The organism is Nostoc sp. DedQUE12b, from assembly GCF_034530835.1.
Taxonomy (GTDB): Bacteria; Cyanobacteriota; Cyanobacteriia; order Cyanobacteriales; family Nostocaceae; genus Nostoc.
Genome location: NZ_JAVRCI010000016.1, coordinates 68,148 through 84,737, shown reverse-complemented (window position 1 = coordinate 84,737; position 16,590 = coordinate 68,148). Strand labels below are relative to the sequence as shown.

17 protein-coding genes are annotated in these 16,590 nt (G+C 42.3%); 4 read left to right on the top strand and 13 right to left on the bottom strand.

Annotated features, from left to right (window positions below; genetic code table 11):
• Positions 1 to 80: 80 nt before the first annotated feature.
• Complete coding sequence (locus tag RMY16_RS11080; protein WP_322736398.1) at positions 81 to 2,399, top strand: substrate-binding domain-containing protein; 2,319 nt, start codon at positions 81 to 83, stop codon at positions 2,397 to 2,399.
• A gap of 245 nt (positions 2,400 to 2,644) precedes the next feature.
• Here the strand turns inward: RMY16_RS11080 and RMY16_RS11075 are convergent, their stop codons facing one another.
• The 13 genes from RMY16_RS11075 to RMY16_RS11015 all read right to left on the bottom strand — a co-directional run bounded on the left by RMY16_RS11075 (position 2,645) and on the right by RMY16_RS11015 (position 12,138).
• Complete coding sequence (locus tag RMY16_RS11075) at positions 2,645 to 3,040, bottom strand: DUF4280 domain-containing protein (RefSeq protein ID WP_322736397.1); 396 nt, start codon at positions 3,038 to 3,040, stop codon at positions 2,645 to 2,647.
• A gap of 80 nt (positions 3,041 to 3,120) precedes the next feature.
• Positions 3,121 to 5,055, bottom strand: coding sequence for a VgrG-related protein (locus tag RMY16_RS11070; RefSeq protein ID WP_322736396.1), 1,935 nt, complete (start codon positions 5,053 to 5,055; stop codon positions 3,121 to 3,123).
• Positions 5,056 to 5,121: 66 nt separating this feature from the next.
• Entirely contained in the window at positions 5,122 to 5,643 is a 522-nt protein-coding gene (locus RMY16_RS11065; RefSeq protein ID WP_322736395.1) for a hypothetical protein, read from the bottom strand.
• 27 nt (positions 5,644 to 5,670) lie between these two features.
• A complete protein-coding gene (locus tag RMY16_RS11060; RefSeq protein ID WP_322736394.1) occupies positions 5,671 to 6,882 on the bottom strand; it encodes a hypothetical protein in 1,212 nt (403 codons plus the stop codon).
• 3 nt (positions 6,883 to 6,885) lie between these two features.
• A complete protein-coding gene (locus RMY16_RS11055) occupies positions 6,886 to 7,410 on the bottom strand; it encodes a phage tail protein (protein WP_322736393.1) in 525 nt (174 codons plus the stop codon).
• The gene (locus RMY16_RS11050) at positions 7,410 to 7,562 is read right to left on the bottom strand and encodes a hypothetical protein (RefSeq protein WP_322736392.1); all 153 of its coding nucleotides are present in this window, start codon (positions 7,560 to 7,562) and stop codon (positions 7,410 to 7,412) included. Before RMY16_RS11050 ends, RMY16_RS11055 begins: the two co-directional genes overlap by 1 nt.
• Positions 7,563 to 7,604: 42 nt before the next feature.
• On the bottom strand, positions 7,605 to 7,748 hold the full coding sequence (locus tag RMY16_RS11045) for a DUF6760 family protein (protein WP_322736421.1): 144 nt from the start codon (positions 7,746 to 7,748) through the stop codon (positions 7,605 to 7,607).
• The gene (locus RMY16_RS11040) at positions 7,742 to 8,107 is read right to left on the bottom strand and encodes a phage tail assembly protein (protein ID WP_322677791.1); all 366 of its coding nucleotides are present in this window, start codon (positions 8,105 to 8,107) and stop codon (positions 7,742 to 7,744) included. Before RMY16_RS11040 ends, RMY16_RS11045 begins: the two co-directional genes overlap by 7 nt.
• Positions 8,108 to 8,256: 149 nt before the next feature.
• Positions 8,257 to 8,583: a hypothetical protein gene (locus RMY16_RS11035; protein WP_322736420.1), complete on the bottom strand. Its 327-nt coding sequence runs from the start codon at positions 8,581 to 8,583 to the stop codon at positions 8,257 to 8,259.
• 113 nt (positions 8,584 to 8,696) lie between these two features.
• Positions 8,697 to 9,185: a phage tail protein gene (locus RMY16_RS11030; protein ID WP_322736391.1), complete on the bottom strand. Its 489-nt coding sequence runs from the start codon at positions 9,183 to 9,185 to the stop codon at positions 8,697 to 8,699.
• A gap of 99 nt (positions 9,186 to 9,284) precedes the next feature.
• Positions 9,285 to 9,758 carry a phage tail protein gene (locus tag RMY16_RS11025; protein WP_322736390.1) on the bottom strand — a complete coding sequence of 158 codons (474 nt, stop codon included), beginning with the start codon at positions 9,756 to 9,758 and terminating at the stop codon, positions 9,285 to 9,287.
• Between the two features lie 109 nt (positions 9,759 to 9,867).
• The gene (locus tag RMY16_RS11020) at positions 9,868 to 10,341 is read right to left on the bottom strand and encodes a phage tail protein (protein ID WP_322736389.1); all 474 of its coding nucleotides are present in this window, start codon (positions 10,339 to 10,341) and stop codon (positions 9,868 to 9,870) included.
• Positions 10,342 to 10,425: 84 nt separating this feature from the next.
• Positions 10,426 to 12,138 carry a phage tail sheath family protein gene (locus RMY16_RS11015; RefSeq protein WP_322736388.1) on the bottom strand — a complete coding sequence of 571 codons (1,713 nt, stop codon included), beginning with the start codon at positions 12,136 to 12,138 and terminating at the stop codon, positions 10,426 to 10,428.
• An 832-nt stretch (positions 12,139 to 12,970) separates the two neighbouring features.
• Between RMY16_RS11015 and RMY16_RS11010 the strand changes: the two genes are divergently transcribed.
• From RMY16_RS11010 to RMY16_RS11000, 3 genes are all read left to right on the top strand, one after another.
• Positions 12,971 to 14,245: a DUF4255 domain-containing protein gene (locus RMY16_RS11010; RefSeq protein ID WP_322736387.1), complete on the top strand. Its 1,275-nt coding sequence runs from the start codon at positions 12,971 to 12,973 to the stop codon at positions 14,243 to 14,245.
• A gap of 117 nt (positions 14,246 to 14,362) precedes the next feature.
• Positions 14,363 to 14,590 carry a hypothetical protein gene (locus RMY16_RS11005; protein WP_322736386.1) on the top strand — a complete coding sequence of 76 codons (228 nt, stop codon included), beginning with the start codon at positions 14,363 to 14,365 and terminating at the stop codon, positions 14,588 to 14,590.
• A 10-nt stretch (positions 14,591 to 14,600) separates the two neighbouring features.
• On the top strand, positions 14,601 to 16,568 hold the full coding sequence (locus RMY16_RS11000; RefSeq protein WP_322736385.1) for an ATP-binding protein: 1,968 nt from the start codon (positions 14,601 to 14,603) through the stop codon (positions 16,566 to 16,568).
• The last annotated feature ends 22 nt before the right edge of the window (positions 16,569 to 16,590 follow it).

Below are 16,590 nucleotides of genomic sequence, written 5' to 3'. Positions count from 1 at the left end.
CTAAAGGAGGCGGAGTCTGTCAAAAGATATTTCCAGGCTAAACCTAGAAATAAGACATTAGCAATCAGCAATCAGCAATTATGGCAATAAAAAAGCTCCCACAGACCATAGTCAAAGTTTATTTACAAAGGTATCCAATTCAAGTTAGGCTGTCTCAGTTCAATGTGCTGAGACGGTATTCTTGGTTGCAGCCAATTCTGGCAGATATTCACGACGAGTTATTTCCAAAAAAAGCCGATCCAGCAGAAGAAACTAAAAAGCCTATTTTTGAATCCGTCGTCTTGCCAAAAGAAGCAGGTGTACAATTCTCTAACTCGCCTTACAAGCGCTATCGTTGCTCAGACAAAGACCCTCTAAGGTGCGATCGCTCTTCTCCTACACCAGACGATGAGTCCAGAATCAAGACTTGCCAGTTGTGCGGTTTCCCGTCCCTTTTACCGAACAACTCAGAAATTAAAGGCGATCGTGGAATTTATCGGATTGAGAAATATTTAGGTAGGCGTGGTATGGGGCGACTTTATGCCGCCACTCAGCTAGGAGTAAATGAGCCTGTCGTCATTAAAGAATATTTGTTACCAGGACGGTATTTCAATGAAGATGAAATGCGGCAGCACAAACAACTGTTTAAGAATTTGGCTGGTATCAGCCTTGCTGATGGTAGAGTGCAAGATTTCCGGTTTTTGCAACCATTGGAAGCGATCGCCGATGCTTTGGAAGAACGCTGTTATCTGGTAATCGACGAACGTTATGACTGTCCGACACTGAACCGCTATTTAAGTTTGGGAGCAATGTCAGACTGCCAGGTAAAAAAAGTAGCGCATCAAGTATTACAAACACTGGAATTTCTCCACGGTCAAAAGTTTCGTTTTAAAGCAGGAGGAGTGCAAAATGGATTAATTCACGGCAATCTCAACCTTGATACTTTACTGCTAATCAATGGTGAATCTTTCGGCCAGAATAATCTAGATTTCTTTATTTATCTATCCGATTTAGCTGTATGGGAAGGACTGTTCAATCCAATTCAAGACAAATCTCTTCCCTCTTTACAAAAGTCCCAGGATTTAGTTTCCTTGGGTTACATTGCCTTTTACTTGCTGGCGGGAAGAGTTGTTACAGAAATGGGTGAACCCCTTGACCCCAGAAACGAAAAGCACTGGGGAGGCGCAGATCCTCAATTGAAGGCATGGATACTGCGACTGATGGAGTTGGAATTGCCATTTGAGAATGCTTTTGCTGCCCGTCAAGAATTACAACGGTTGCCTAGTGTGTCACTAGCCCTTGTACATCGAAAAGAAGCAGAGCCTGAGATAGAACCTGTCAGAAAGTTCCCTCGTGTGTTGATACTGCTTTTAAGTGCCGTAGGTTTGGGAATGCTTGGGTGGCTGGCATGGATGCTGATTAATAAATCGCAGTTAAGTACTGCTACGGAGAATACACCAAAAGTTTGTTGTTTAAAAGATGTGGCAGCAATTCCTCCCGGTAAGTTTACTTACACCTCTGCACGCGATGGTATTTGGCAATATGTACTTCGACAGCCTGATTTAATTGCCAAAGGTCAAAAACTAGAACAAAGACTGCAAACTGCACAGCCCAAGTTATATCTGAGTTATCAGCCAGCAGAATCAACAGCAGATGCTATTGCCAAAGTTCAGTCAGGACAAACAGCCTTTGCGATTGTCCCATTAATTCAACCATTACCACGAGACTTAGAGGCGCAGACAATTGCCTACGATGGTTTAGCCGTTTTCGTTGCCTTCAGCTATGCCCAACGTGAAAAAGGACTACCACAAAAGCTTAACGGACAGATTACTTTAGAGCAGTTGCGTCAATTGTATGCAAAAAAAGTTGATTCTTGGGTGGAGTTGGGTGCTTCTGAATTGTCCGTGAATTTATATGCACCAAAAGATAAAGAGGCGGTGGAACTATTTCAGCAATTAATGTTGAATAAAAAAGAAGATACGGAAAATAGAAATGAAAAATACTTTACTACATCTAAAATTAAAAAACTCTCCGAATTTGAGATGATGCGAACAGTAATCCAAGATTTTGAATCCCGACGAACAGGTGGGATTGGGTTTAGTTCCTTAAGCAAAATTGTTGGTCAGTGTTCTGTTTATCCCTTAGCTTTACAAGCAAAGGGGCAACCTCCAAAACAGGTAATTGTACTGAATAATAACAGAGATATCGACCCCAGCACAGATTTGTGTGACAAGAAAGGCAGTTATCATCCAAAAGCTGAGTTATTGAAGAACGGACAATATCCTCTGGCATATCCGATTGCGATCGTCTATCCCCGCGATAACGATCACCCCCGCATTGGCGAAAAATTTGCCGAAATTCTTAAAACCCGTGAAGGTCAGCGTTTGCTAGGTCAAACGGGTTTAACACCTTTGCAATAAAAAGACTGGCTAATAGCTAACTGCTAATAGCTCTTAGCAAGTCTGGCCTCAACCATTAGCAATGAGCAATTGAATAGGTCGGCAGAATAAAACCAGACTATGTGAAGAAAGATGAATGAAGTTAAAACCTTATTTCCTTCTGTCTCCTGACTTATCTCAACAACAAATATTTATCCTCATTTACTGACTATGTTTTTACGCATCCTCAAACAGTTTTGTTTTTGTACAATCTTGATACTATTATTTTATGTAATATTCACCTTTATCTGTCCTGCATAGTTAATCTTAACCACACCACCCCACGCGCAATTACATATTGCAGTGTTGGGCAATGCTGGAAAATTGTTAATTTTAACTTTTATTGCTCCTGGTTTCCAAGGCCCGAGAATCACTGGAATGCAAGGCATAGGTGTTAAAACACCCAACGCTGCGGTAGTTGCCGCAGCGACCATTGGGTTGGTTAGTGAGGTACACATTCCAAAAGGCAGGATATTTGCGACAGGGGCAAAGTCCATAATTGTTGCTGCTAGCATCCCATTTACCATTACTGGTGAACCTTTGGGAATAACTAACAGCGAGCTAGGTGCAGCACCAAACGGGACACACTGTAGAGAAGCACCCATCACAACTTGTTGTGGCATAGTTTTTTTTATGTTAATTGCTAACTGCTAATTGCTAATTGCTAATTGTTTTTCTTGCATTAGTCATAAACCATTAGCTATTAGCCTATATTTACTATTGGGGCTTTGACGCCTATTGTTGTATCACCTTTTATAGTAGTTGTTAATCCTTTTACAGTAGTTGTCATGGCGGATTCAATGTTAATCCCTGCGGCTCCTAGTTCGATGGTGTTGCTACCCATTTTTAACTTGATGTTAGACATAGAGACTTCTATACTGCTACCTCCAACTTTGAGGGTAATTTTTTGAGGTGCTGTCAATTCAATTTCACCAGTTCCACTGAGGGTAATTTTCTGCCCTTGGTCATCAAGGTTACAAAGATTTCCACCACTGGTTTTGATTTCAATTTTTTTCTTTTGGTCGTCTAGCAGAACTTGATGACCATCTTTAGTTTTGATTTCAATCTTTTTCTCTGTATCATTTATATTCAATTTGTGACCATCTACAGTATTCACGTACACACCCTTTTTGCTGCTGCCTTTATCTTCTTCAACAAACTGAAGGGTGTGACCTAAGCGAGTTTTGAATGTCCGCAGTCGCACTTTACCATCTGCAACTGATTCCTGTACGCTAGTGGGCGGTGCGTCTTTGCCGTTCCAAACGCTACCAATGACAAAGGGGCGATGGATATCGCCGTGTTCAAACCCAATTAGCACTTCGTCGTTAACTTCTGGTAAACAGTCAAACCCGCGACTACTTCCTGCACCAATTGACACTACTCTTGCCCAGTCACTTTCATGTTCTTCTGTCAAAGTGGGAAACTTGACTCTCACTCTACTCCATTTTTTCGGATCGTTGTTGTTGGTGACAATTCCTACTATTAGGGTTTGTCCTGGTTGCAAACGGGTTTGGGGAGTCATGGCGGTAAATAAATCATCACCTCGCAAGCCGCGAATGCTGAAATCTGTGGTGTAAACTCTACTTTGGAAAATATGGCGGGTTTCGGTGACGTAATAGCTACCGCTATATTTGCCCATATCTTTGAGAGATATTACCTTTCCTGGTCGAATATCCGGGTTTCCCACGGCTTTAGCATCTGCTTGGACAAACTCACCAGAAAGTTCGTTAAAAAGTGCTTGGGCGATCGCGTCTGACTCTTTGCTAGAAAAAACCGGTTTATCAACTACAATCATTTTCGGACTACTGTTAAAGGCCGTGCTGGTCTTAGTACCTTTTCCCTGTTCAATTGAAGTCACAACCTGAGAAGTTTGAGCGCTTTTAGTGGAGACGATCGCCTGCTTATTCTTATAGTCCCACCCTCTAACTTCAACAGAGCTAACTTGTTCGGTACTACTAACACGTACATGAAAGTTGGTAATATCTTTTAACCACTTTAGGTTCAACGAATTACCGCCTGAAGGTTTACGAAAATTCAGCTTGCCATCTTGTACAAATAGCTCAAAACCATTACGTGCTGCTCGTTCCCTCAAAAATTCCATGTTAGTCTGGTTTTCTTGAAAGATGTAGCCCACTGGATCGCCAAATCCATAGGGGCCACCAGTTTCATCAATTGTGCCTGCGGTGATGCCAGCTTCACCAATGATTTGACTTACAATGTCTGAATCTTTCTTATTTTGAAACGATCGATTGTAGCGTCCTCGGTGTAAACGGTGACTGACATCGTAACCTTGGATAATAATCGGAGCTTGAGATTCCGCATTAAACTGCGCCTCTACAGCAGTAATTTCACCTTTAAGTAAGGTACTCTGATTAGCAGCGTTAAAGTCAGTATCTTCCGTGTTGCTGGAAGTAAAACCAATTTCAATAGATTTACCAATGGTAAAAGTATTATCGTACAGCCACGGGTTTTCCCCTTCTCGAGCTGAATAATAATCATTACGAATTACTAAGGTGAACATCCCCGGTACATGCAAGCTTTCTTCTACAGTGATTTGCAGAATATCTTCTAACAAACTATTAGACGCAGGTTGTCCGTCAATTTTTAAGGTTGGGATTGCAGTATAACTGGCAGGCATAAGTTAATTGCTAATGGCTAATAGCTAATGGCTAATTGTAATATTATGTATGCTTAGAATCAGCAATTAACTCATACGCTTGTTACGAGTATCTCCTGTGCGGTCAACTTGGTTGGGTGTACCCATACCCGGTTGGGAGGTTGATTCGTCAATTTCTTCTAAACTCAAATCTAATTTTGCCCTTACTGGAGTACCGTCTGGCAAAAACATAATTAATTTGTAGGTCAGGTTGGTGACAAAACAACGAATATATTGATTGCTACCCCAAGCAAATACGTAAGTTGGTGGGCGCTTTTTTTGATTTTTGCCACTCTCTAGAAAGTTCACTGCTTTTTCAAACTTTTGGATATGGACAATGACGCTTTTACCACCGCCTTCTTCGTAAGTATCTAGCAAAATATCATTGATGGTGAGCGTGCAAGGTTCTGGATAAGCAAAGTTGACTTTAGGTAATCCTCTACCAGTACGCGCACCGCTATTTTTAGTAAGGTTAATCTGTTGTTGAAAAACTAATTGATTGGGGTTAAACATGAATTCAATCGTTTCACCCCCATCTGAGGAAACCAGTTTAGCTTTGACTAGTGACATAACTTTCTCCTCTCAACGTAAATAGGATTACCAGGATGAGCGTCCAGTATAACCACGTCCGTGACGCTCTTGCTGAATACGCAAGCGACACTTTACTTTCTCATAGATTGCTTGTGCCAATGTTTCTATGCTTTTCGATACTTCAGAGCTAGACTCCTCTGTTGTATTGACAAATGCATGTTGGCTTGATAGTCGAATTGTTTCTGGATCGTTGGCTCCTTTGGCTTGAATTAGAGTATTGACAGATGAACTATTCTGTTTGCTCATTTTTCGCTGTACTGAAGTTGTTTTACTCTTTACAGAATTGCCAATATCTGACCAAGAGGATACATTACTACCTGACACAGTTGTACGGTCTGATTTAGGGGAGTTAGTAGAACTTTGGGTAACTATATTACTAGCAACATACTGACTCAGCGATCGCGTGGAAGCGAGTGAATCCAAAACCATAATATTTTGTAGAACCTGTGGCATTTGTAGCAACGTTCCTGACTGACTATTTCTTGCTGGCGTATCTGTTATTGGGGCACATTGAATGATATTTCCTGAAACAGAATTCTTTAGTAAAGATGAGCTTTCAGCCGTAATATTACTGTCTGAAGCCAATGGCATTGTTTCTGTATACGGCTGTAATCTAGGAAATGAATCAAAATCTGTTTTTGGCTGAACCTTTGGTATTAAATTAGTTACTGGTGCGATCGCCTGCATCGGGGAAAGTGCGAGAGAATCAACTATAACCGACTCTGGCCGATCCTCAATATCGGCTGCTTCATGCTGGGTATTATGTGACTCAAAGTTAACTGCAAAATCAGCTTGTGTATCGGAAAATTCCGATCTCTGCAATTTTCTTGTCAGGTTGGAAAATTGCAGAGGTGAAATTGTTGAATCTAGTTTTTTTTGTAAAATTTGCTTTGTCGATGATGAAGTGACTAAATCACGAGAAACTTGTTTTGTTGCGTTATGTTTTGGAGTCGCAGCTCGGTATTCTGAAAAAAATGGTGAATCCTCAAACAGGTTATTAGAAAAATCTGATTCAGAGTTTTTAGAAGAAAAAATTGTAGGATCTAGTATAGAAAGAGACTGCACTCCTAATGGTACGAGAAATTGCGGGGTAAGTCCCTGATTGCTTCCCAAAGGCTTATGTGGCGACAATGCGTCTTTTTTACTTAGAGATCCTGTTGATTTTGTTAACTTTGATTGAGAAGTTTCACTTAAAAGCGCATTATTTGATTCAGGCATTGCTTAATTACTACCAAAATAGCCATTATTGCGTCCCTTGAGGGAGGTTGCAGAAGCTGTACCGGATTTAGCAACTTTAATGCCTTCATAAACCAAGGTTAATTCTTCAATCGCTACTGTAGAGGAATCTGCTGCTAATTGAGGAGCTTTCCAACCGACAGGTATAGCTCCAATCAGCGTCCAACACTGCATGGTTTCGCCGGCTTGGTTGAATACTAAAATGTTAACGTTGCGACGTTCGATCGCCTTTTGGGAATCAGTTCTCATAGCTTGACTTGCCCATTGCCAAAATACCATATCATCACTAAGACCACGCTTTAAAGTCACTTCTGAAAATTCTGGCTGTCCTAGCAAGATACGTTGCTGGTCATTCACACCTCCTTCATAATAAGTTTCGTATTTGACTCGAACTCCCAAACCCTGACACTCAGTGAACGAAGCAGAGATAGTACTTTCTAATCCCACATAGAAACGATTAGCTGTGACGTAGTTGAGTCCAAAAGCTTGTGTTCCATTTGTTGTTGCCATTAAATTCGGCTCCCATATCCTTGACTGCGTTCTTGATGCTTGCGGAGGTCTTCACACAAAAGTTTGTAAACGCGATCGCTCAACTGCTCTATCAAGAATGAGTCATGTAAAATTTGTTCTAATAATTTGCCGTTAATTTGTGATTTAGTCATATTTGCTAGTTGTTTTTCTTATTAACCATTAGCTATTATCGATTACTCTCTAAGTTTGCCAACTTCCATAACCCAGCGACGGCGATCGCTATGTTCCAAATCGAGAATTTCTTCTAACGACCAATGGAACTCAGAAGCAACATAGGCTACCTCCTCATAAAGTTGATTTGAGGGGTAGCCTAAAATTCCCCCGATAGCGCCAACTCCGAAGAAAACTTATTATTACAGTTAGGACAACACACAGGAATTTCTAAATTGCCTTGTTGGTTAATACGGTTGTAAAACTCGCGCAGATAGCTTAGGTCACGGGTAAATAGATTTTCTAGTATTTCGGGAGTAATTTTTGACAGTGTACCTATACGAACAATCACCCGTGAAAACATCACTAAAGTGCTATACGCTTCACCTTCTTTGGCACGCCGATCTTTTTGCACAGCGATTTCATCTTTCGCCGTAGCGAGTCGCATTACCCCATCACGGTGAACTACGCCTTCTGTATCCATCAATCCACGAGGAAGTGTAAAATCAAACTCTGTAGTTAACATCAAGTTTTTATATAGCAATCTTCAATAGATTTTGAACTTTTTTTGTTAATAGCTAATTGCTATTCTTCTCTTAATATTAACCATTTACTATTAGCTATCAGCAGCATTTTCGAGCGTTTAACAACTCTTGTAGTCCGATTATATCCAAACTAAGATTTTAACGTTATCTCTGGCTCCATAACCTCCGGTTCTAGTTCATTTATATGCCGATAGAATTTTTGTAGATAGTTAAGATCGCAGGCAAATAGCTCTTCAATCACGATAGGCGTGACTTCTTCCAATGCACCTAAGCGGCTAATCACTCGTGAAAGAATAATGATCGTTGCATAAGCCGGATTCGACTTAACTCGTGGATCGCGCAATGGCACAATTTCATCAATTGCCCGTGACAGTTGCATTATCCCTTTGCGATGAACATTACCATCAACATCAAGATAGCCTTTTGGTAAAGTAAATTCAAACTCTGTTTGCATTATCTAAGTACTATAAGACTCAACTAAGAGTAAAGAGTGTTGTTAACAGCTAATTGTTAATTGCTATTAGCCATTAGCTATTAGCTTCTTAGAGACATGATTAATGGCGTCGATCCTCATTTAATTCGACTAAATTCATCAATTGCCAACTCCATTTGTTCGATTTCAAACTCACTATTACTTGCACTAACATCAGAAATTTTGTATTTTATGGGCCATGCTCCCAAAAATCTAAATCTTGCCTGTTCAATAGCATTCTGGTTGTAGAGAGTTAAATCACCATCGCGGCGTTGTTTTGCCCAGTTGCCTTTTTCAACGGCACTGAACCAATCCCACACCGCCATAGAAACAGTCATCCCGCGACGCAAAATTAAATTACCACTGTGAGAATTTCCTGGTATTTTAGTGCGTGCTACTCGACCAACGCTATTGCCATCTTTACCCCATTTCTGGGGAGTCACCTGACAAAACTCGATCGCCTCCTGAGTACGCTCAAATCCTTGACATTCCATGAAATAGCCGTCAATGCGATCGTCACTGCCATCTACCCGAATTTCTAAGTAATAACGAGAAGAAGTTAAAAGTTCGTACTGCTTATCTGTCACAGAAGTATTTTGTAATTTTAGATTGATAAAATGCTGATTGCTAATTGCTAATTGCTAATTGTTTTTCCCATTAGCCATTAGCCATTAACTAATCTCAAATTACTTAGTACGCCGGATGGAGTGGAAAGCTAATTCGACTGTTTCTTTAGCTAGTTCTGTCGTGCCTGCCTCCAGTTGGCTTGATTTATAAGTTTTGGGCATAACACCTGTCAAATTCCAGCGTGCTGCTTCTTCGCCACCCTGATTATACAGAATGATAGAGCCAGTTTTAAGCACTCCTTTATTTGAAGTTCCTCCGCCTGTAGTGGGTTGTGAGTGGGAGTCAGTGTACCATTTTATCAATCTGTCATCCTGAACAGTAGACACATATTCCACCGTGACCGTTCCATTACTGACTCCGGTAACTGTCGCCTGAATTGCAGATTTTCCTCCTTTTGTAACACCAAAAGGATTCTGGTCTCCAGCAGTTTGCAACTCTATAGAGATACCGCTTACTTTTTGGACAATTAAGTCTGACAGTCCGTCAATCTCTACATAAAACTTAGAGCAAGCAAGCACTTCACCTTTTGCCATAGTTAACTCCTGTACAAGTATTAGATTTTGTTAATTGCTAACTAGATTGTTACCATTAGCCATTAGCCATTAGCCATTAGCCATTAGCTATTAGCTATTAGCCAATATTTTATTTTGTGCGGTCTATTTGTTCGCAGACAATTTCAAATGTCTCTACAGCCAATTGATTGCTGTCGGCGGCAAACTCCGAGACTTTGTAAGATTTAATCCAAGCCTTAGTTATCTTCCAGCGCATAACTTCTGTATCACTACTATCGTAGGCAACTATAGCGCCACCCTTTCTGTTCTCAGCCCACTTACCGTCTCCTCCTTCGCTTTTTGGCATCGTAGCCTTCATCCAGTTGTAAAAATCCATGTCACCTTCAGCTAAGTAAACCTCAATAGTGAAGTTAGGATTTTGCTTGAAACCGCCTGAAGTTGTTTGCCAAAGCGTTTTACCATCTTTAGTAGAGGCAAGTGGCTTTTCGTGTCCTGTCGTTTGACCTGTAAAGTTCATCTCAGCGACATTTTTAAGCAGTTTCTCAGTAACACCATCAAATTCTACATAAAACCTACTACTAGGTATTGGTTTTAAATCAGCCATATTTCAACTCCTTATCTAAATGCGGGAAATGTAGAAGTAGGGACAGAGTGAGAATTCTCTCTCCTGTCTCCTAATTTTTATTACTTACTGTCCTGGTGCCCACTGGCTAAGGCGGAAGATGACAAATTCTGCTGGACGTACTGGGCAAACACCAACCTCAACGTAGAGACGACCTTTCATCATTGTTTCGTGGGTGTTCATTTCACCATCGCATTTCACATAAAATGATTCGGCAGCAGAACCACCAAACAGCGCTCCTTCCCGCCAGAGTTGCTCAAGGAAGTTGCTGACAGTGCGCTTCACCCGCTCCCACAAATCCATATCGTTCGGCTCGAATACTACCCATTGAGTACCCATCTCAATGGATTTCTCAATATAACTAATGAGACGACGGACACTGATATAACGCCATTGGATATTATCTGGTTCTACTAAGGTACGAGCGCCCCAGATTTTGAACCCTCGGTTGTAGCTGGCAAAGTTACGAATACAGTTGATACCTACAGGGTTCAGTAGTTCTTGTTCTCGCATATTGGTTTCATACGCCAAACCGAGAACCCCACGTGGAGTATCATTTGCTGGTGCTTTAAAAATACCTCGTGACTGGTCGGTACGACACCAAACACCCATCATATGACCGCAAGGGGGAACCAGAATTGGTTTACCACCGTTGCGGGGATTGGATACTTTTATCCAAGGATAGTAAAGCGCCCCAAACATTGAGCGGCGGTTAAATTCCTTCAGCCAATTAAACACATCTTGCGGTTTTTGCTGGTCTGGAGTAACAGCACGGTTCTCGTTTTTGCCAGGCTTAACAGGCGGCGGGTCTATCACCACCATCCGGTAAGCTGGCCCTGGGAAAGAGTTTTCGCACATACTCAGCATCATTTCTATGACACCGTGTACCTGATCCAAGTCTATCAGTCCGTTTTGGTATGCTCGCATAACATCAGGACAAGCCACCATCGCCACTTCGTCTACTTCAAAAATGCCTTGTAAACCAGTTTTGTCGGTGCGTACCCCAGTCACATCCCGTGTCATGTGTTCGGCACGAGCAACGTATGGTGGTGGAGCAATTTCGTAGGAACCATTGGCTGGACGACGAGAGAGAGCTTGACCTGTCTGAGAAATATTAGCAATTTGCACAAACTCGGAACTTTCCAGCGCAGTTACTACATAATCAGCCACCGCAGTGTCAACCTGCTGGTTCAAAGTTAGATGGTCATACTGCTCAAGGATTTGGTCGCCACTACGGACAATAACTGAGAAGTATTCACCTGTATTAATCGGGGTATCTGTACCCTCTGGTGCATCATTTGGTAAAGGCTTCGGCTCACTTTCGAGAATCGAAACTATGAACCGTCCGCCACTCGGTGGTAAGGCAGGTACACTGCCTTCTGCTTCTGGCAGCTTGAGGTTAAACATCAAAGATGGCTTTCCACCAGGGGTAAGCAGTCTGGTGCCAGTTTCTTCGGAAGTCGGAGCAGAGGAACCAGGTAGTTTGGTGCCAATGCTCACCACCCAACAACGTCCCCCACCGTTATCAAACCAGCCCTTCACTGCAAAAGGTAGGTAGGCATCAAAGTCTGTAAACCCATCTGAGCCACCTTTGCCAAAGTACTCTAAATACTGGCTCCAGTTTGTAACCATCATTGGTTTGAATAAATCTGCGTCACCACGAACATCTTCGGTGAAGCCTACGAAGCCCGCTACGCTCATACTGACACCCTCAATTGGGCGGCTACCACGGTCTACCTCTTCAACGTAGACACCAGGAGCAAAATAATCTAATGCCATTTGTAACAATCCTCCATTGGTTTAGGGGCAATACGGTTCAGTTAAGGAATTTATCTGTTCAGGCAGGCAGAGGGAGCAGAGGAGGCAGGGGGGGAGAAAAAAGCTTAACTGAACGGTATTGGGTTTAGGGGTAGATAACGCACAAAGAGTGGCAGTGTATTGCTTTTATCGGCGAGAGTAACTCGACCTACTCTTATGTGAGCAATATGGTCTTATTTACGGGTGTTTAAAATCTGAATTTATTGACGCTACCATATCACCATCAACTACAAATTTGAATCACAACCGCGACTACTACAGTTATTTCAGGTACATTCATCACGCCCTCTAGCACTTTGCATCGTGTTAGACTAGCGGGGCTGAAATCTGGATAACTGGCGTCTGGTTCGCAAGTAGAGAAACCCCTGCCAAGATGATTTTAAGTAATTACTTGGAGATTTTAACGCTTTGTTTCTGACTCTAAAATGTAACTATTATTACATTAATTTTAGAAATTACTTCCCCGTAGTGCCCAGTATCTTTACATTACTCATATAAGTTGGCACACATTACTCTGGTTTTACAAGAGCTTAATAACCTGATTTTGATAACAATTATTTAATTAGTTTATTTATAAAATAAACTTTAATTATGTATTTACCAAAATATTCTTAGTTAAATATAACTAAATTGTGCATTAGTAAATTAGAAATGGCTTTTCCTGCCTTCCAAAAGGCAAGATGAATGGACAATCACCTAAGACTTGGATAAAGTAGAAAAACTAAATTTTTCAAATTTTGCTCAGTAATGTTACGCAAAGAATAGAATCATTTTTTCATCAACATAATTGTACGTGAGTAATTATCAGGCTGTTGCAACTGTGACAGCAATTTTCCAAAGCATTTTACAATCTGCCGTACAGGTAGATATAGATGGTGCGAGAGTCACAACGGTGCAGCCTAGAAATATCGGCAATGGAACACCAGAAATCGGTATTAATCTTTTTCTGTATCATGTTAGTCGCAATCCCGCTCTTAATAATGCGGACGCTATGCCACGCTCAAAGGGAGCTACAATCAGGCGTCAGGCAGCACTTGACCTTTATTATGCAATTAGCTTTTATGGTAATGATACGGAGTTAGAAGCACAGCGATTATTAGGTAGTGTGGTTCGCACGCTTAACGATCGCTCAACAATTTCAGGCGATACTATTCAGGAAGCGTTGAGTGTGCCAAATTATAGATTTCTGGCTGGTTCTAACCTCGGAGATCAGATTCAGCAATTACTCATCGTTCCGATGGATCTGAGCCTAGATGACCTATCTAAGGTTTGGACAGTGTTCTTCCAAGCTCCCTATATGCTTTCGCTGATTTACAAAGTAACTGTAGTGATGATTGAGGGCGAAGAGTCCTTGAAGCGGTCATTACCTGTAGGCGATCGCAATTTAGGTGGTGTGGTTCCTTTTCCCAACCGTCCCGTAGTCGAACAAGTGGTGTCTGCGGCAGGTAAATTAGAGCCAATAATGGCCAATAGCACCTTGCACATATACGGTAGGCATCTGGCGAGTGACATTACAAGAGTGCGAATTAACGGCTTTGATGTTTCGCCATCAGAGGTAAGCGAAACCCAAATTATTCTACCTCTTTCAGACTTGTCTATTGATTGCCTACGGGCAGGTGTGACTTCCTTGCAAGTCATTCACAGCGTTCCAACTGGTACTCCAACTGTGAACAATGGACATCGTACCATTGAGTCAAATGTTGCGCCGTTTGTACTTCGTCCGACCATCAAGGTTTTTAACCTCTCCAAGTCCCAAGGACGTTTTGAGGAACTGCGATCGGCAATTCTTAACGTACAGCTAGATGTCATGGTAGGCAAGAAACAGCGAGTTGTTCTCGTGATGAATGAATGGTCAATTGACAATCCTCTAAGTTACCAATTTGAAGCTAAATCGCGCAGTGCTAATAGCGATACCATTGCTTTTAATCTCCTAAGTGTAAAAGTGGGCGAGTATTTGCTGCGCGTACAAATCGATGGCGCGGAAAGTTTACTGAGTATCGATCGAGATGAAACTAGTCCTACTTTTAAGTGGTATAACGCGCCTAAATTCACAATAAGCATTGGTTAATGGCTAATAATTAAGATTAATAGCTAATGGCCGATGGCTAATAGCTAATGAAAGATTGGCATTTATACCAATTAACAATTAGCAAATATTACGCCGTTTTACTTACCAAACACTACTATGGATGCTAAACAAATGTTGAGAGAGCAGTTAGAACAAGAATATGAATTTGCCAGTACAAATATGTTGAATGAGATGGGAAACAAAGCCATAAAAATGGGATTGATTGTGGGGCACGGCTACCACAAAGGAAAGTACGAAATTTTACAACAGGGTAAAGCCATCTTACTCCCGCCTAAAGAGGCTTTTGACTATTTGCAGAACTTAATTGCTGAGTTGGAAAAGTGATTTTTCACAGATGATTTTTTACAGAAATGCTGACTGGCGTAGAGAAAATCAACGCTACTTAATGCAAGAACTTGTCCGTGTGCGACAAGCTTTGATGCAGGGGGAGGAAGCTGGAGAAAACACCACGCCCCCACCTTTGTCACTCTTTGCGTCATCTCCCCCATCAGCCTTGGAACAACTTTGTCAAACCTTCAATTTGTCAGCGTTTGAACGGGATGTATTGCTTTTGTGTGCGGGGGTGGAGTTAGATGCTAGTTTTGCTCCGCTTTGTGCGGCTGCTCAAGGAGATGCCCAGAAGAACTATCCTACTTTCAGTCTGGCTTTGGCGGTGCTGGAAGATGCTTACTGGGAAGCGCTGGCTCCCACTGGCTCATTGCGGCGATCGCGGCTGATTGAAATTGGCGCTGGTAATACTCTCACTACCAGTCCTTTGCGAATTGACGAGCAAATTTTGCACTATCTCACGGGTACATATCATCTCAATGAACGGCTTGTAGCAATGGGCGCAGCTGTAGCCAAGAGCGAAGAACTAGTTCCTTCCCACTGGCAATTAGTAGAACAGATGGTAAGTATTTGGTATCTAACGCCATCAGAACCGCTACTGCCACTGTTGCAGTTATGTGGCAACGATGCGGCTTCGCTTTTAGCGATCGCCTCCACTGCTTGTGACAAACTTAACTTTGTACCTTACACTCTTTCTGTAGAATTACTGCCCACAGATATTAGCATTCTTAACTCGGTCAAGTGCCTGTGGGAACGGGAATTTAGTTTAAATAATCTGGCCTTGTTACTAGAGTGCGATCGCCTAGAAATGCTGGATAGGAAGGAAGAAAAAGCGATTTCTCAATTTCTAGAAAGCATCCAAGTGCCTGTAATTCTATTGAGTAGCGATCGCCGTCGCCAGAAGCATCGCCCATTAATCACCTTCGACGTTACCAGCCCCACTTCTGAAGAACAGCGTCTATTATGGCAGAAAGCTTTGAGCGATGCCCCCAACCTCAACGGACACGTTGATGCCCTAGTTTCTCACTTTAACCTTAGCGATCGTGGCATTCGTGCCGCTTGCTTGAAAGCCAGGAGTCAGGAGTCAGGAGACGTTAATTCTCCCCCTCTGCTTCTTTGGGACATCTGCCGTATTCAAGCGCGTCCGCGTTTGGATGAACTAGCACAACGTATGGAAACTTCGGCGGGATGGGATGACTTAGTGTTACCGGAACGCGAAAAGGAAGTACTGCGAGAAGCAGCAAAACACATTCACCAACGCACCAAAGTTTACGAACGCTGGGGTTTTGGCGGCAAAAGTAAGCGAGGACTGGGAATCAGTGCTTTATTTGCTGGAGCAAGTGGCACAGGTAAAACGATGGCGGCGGAGGTGCTAGCACGAGAACTCAGGTTAGATTTATACCGCATTGACTTGAGTGCAGTGGTGAGTAAGTATATTGGCGAAACAGAGAAGAACTTGGGGCGGGTGTTTGATGCTGCGGAGATGGGCGGTGTAATTTTGCTGTTTGATGAGGCAGATGCTTTGTTTGGCAAGCGTTCTGAGGTGAAAGATTCCCACGATCGCCACGCCAATATGGAAGTCGCCTATTTGTTGCAGCGCATGGAAGCTTATCCAGGGCTATCTATTTTGACAACAAACCTCAAAAATTCCATTGACCAGGCATTTCTCCGCCGCATCCGGTTTATTGTCCAGTTTCTGTTTCCTGATATCAATCAAAGAGCAGAGATTTGGCTCAAGGCGTTTCCCAGCCAGACACCTATTGAAGAGCTTGATGAGTGGAAACTCGCAAAATTGCAGGTAGCAGGCGGTAATATTCGGAACATCGCTCTCAACGCGGCCTTTATTGCCGCCGAAGCCGACCAGCCCGTGCGGATGGAGCATATTTTGCAAGCCGCTAAGAACGAGTACATGAAGATGGAAAGACAACTTACTGATGTTGAGGTGAAGGGATGGGTTAAGACTGCTAATGGTTAATGGCTAATGGCTAATGGTTAAT

Coding starts and splice junctions, on each gene's coding strand:
- RMY16_RS11080 (WP_322736398.1), top strand. CDS start 81: ATGGCAATAAAAAAGCTCCCACAGACCATAGTCAAAGTTTATTTACAA.
- RMY16_RS11075 (WP_322736397.1), bottom strand. CDS start 3,040: ATGCCACAACAAGTTGTGATGGGTGCTTCTCTACAGTGTGTCCCGTTT.
- RMY16_RS11070 (WP_322736396.1), bottom strand. CDS start 5,055: ATGCCTGCCAGTTATACTGCAATCCCAACCTTAAAAATTGACGGACAA.
- RMY16_RS11065 (WP_322736395.1), bottom strand. CDS start 5,643: ATGTCACTAGTCAAAGCTAAACTGGTTTCCTCAGATGGGGGTGAAACG.
- RMY16_RS11060 (WP_322736394.1), bottom strand. CDS start 6,882: ATGCCTGAATCAAATAATGCGCTTTTAAGTGAAACTTCTCAATCAAAG.
- RMY16_RS11055 (WP_322736393.1), bottom strand. CDS start 7,410: ATGGCAACAACAAATGGAACACAAGCTTTTGGACTCAACTACGTCACA.
- RMY16_RS11050 (WP_322736392.1), bottom strand. CDS start 7,562: ATGACTAAATCACAAATTAACGGCAAATTATTAGAACAAATTTTACAT.
- RMY16_RS11040 (WP_322677791.1), bottom strand. CDS start 8,107: ATGTTAACTACAGAGTTTGATTTTACACTTCCTCGTGGATTGATGGAT.
- RMY16_RS11025 (WP_322736390.1), bottom strand. CDS start 9,758: ATGGCAAAAGGTGAAGTGCTTGCTTGCTCTAAGTTTTATGTAGAGATT.
- RMY16_RS11020 (WP_322736389.1), bottom strand. CDS start 10,341: ATGGCTGATTTAAAACCAATACCTAGTAGTAGGTTTTATGTAGAATTT.
- RMY16_RS11015 (WP_322736388.1), bottom strand. CDS start 12,138: ATGGCATTAGATTATTTTGCTCCTGGTGTCTACGTTGAAGAGGTAGAC.
- RMY16_RS11005 (WP_322736386.1), top strand. CDS start 14,363: ATGGATGCTAAACAAATGTTGAGAGAGCAGTTAGAACAAGAATATGAA.
- RMY16_RS11000 (WP_322736385.1), top strand. CDS start 14,601: ATGATTTTTTACAGAAATGCTGACTGGCGTAGAGAAAATCAACGCTAC.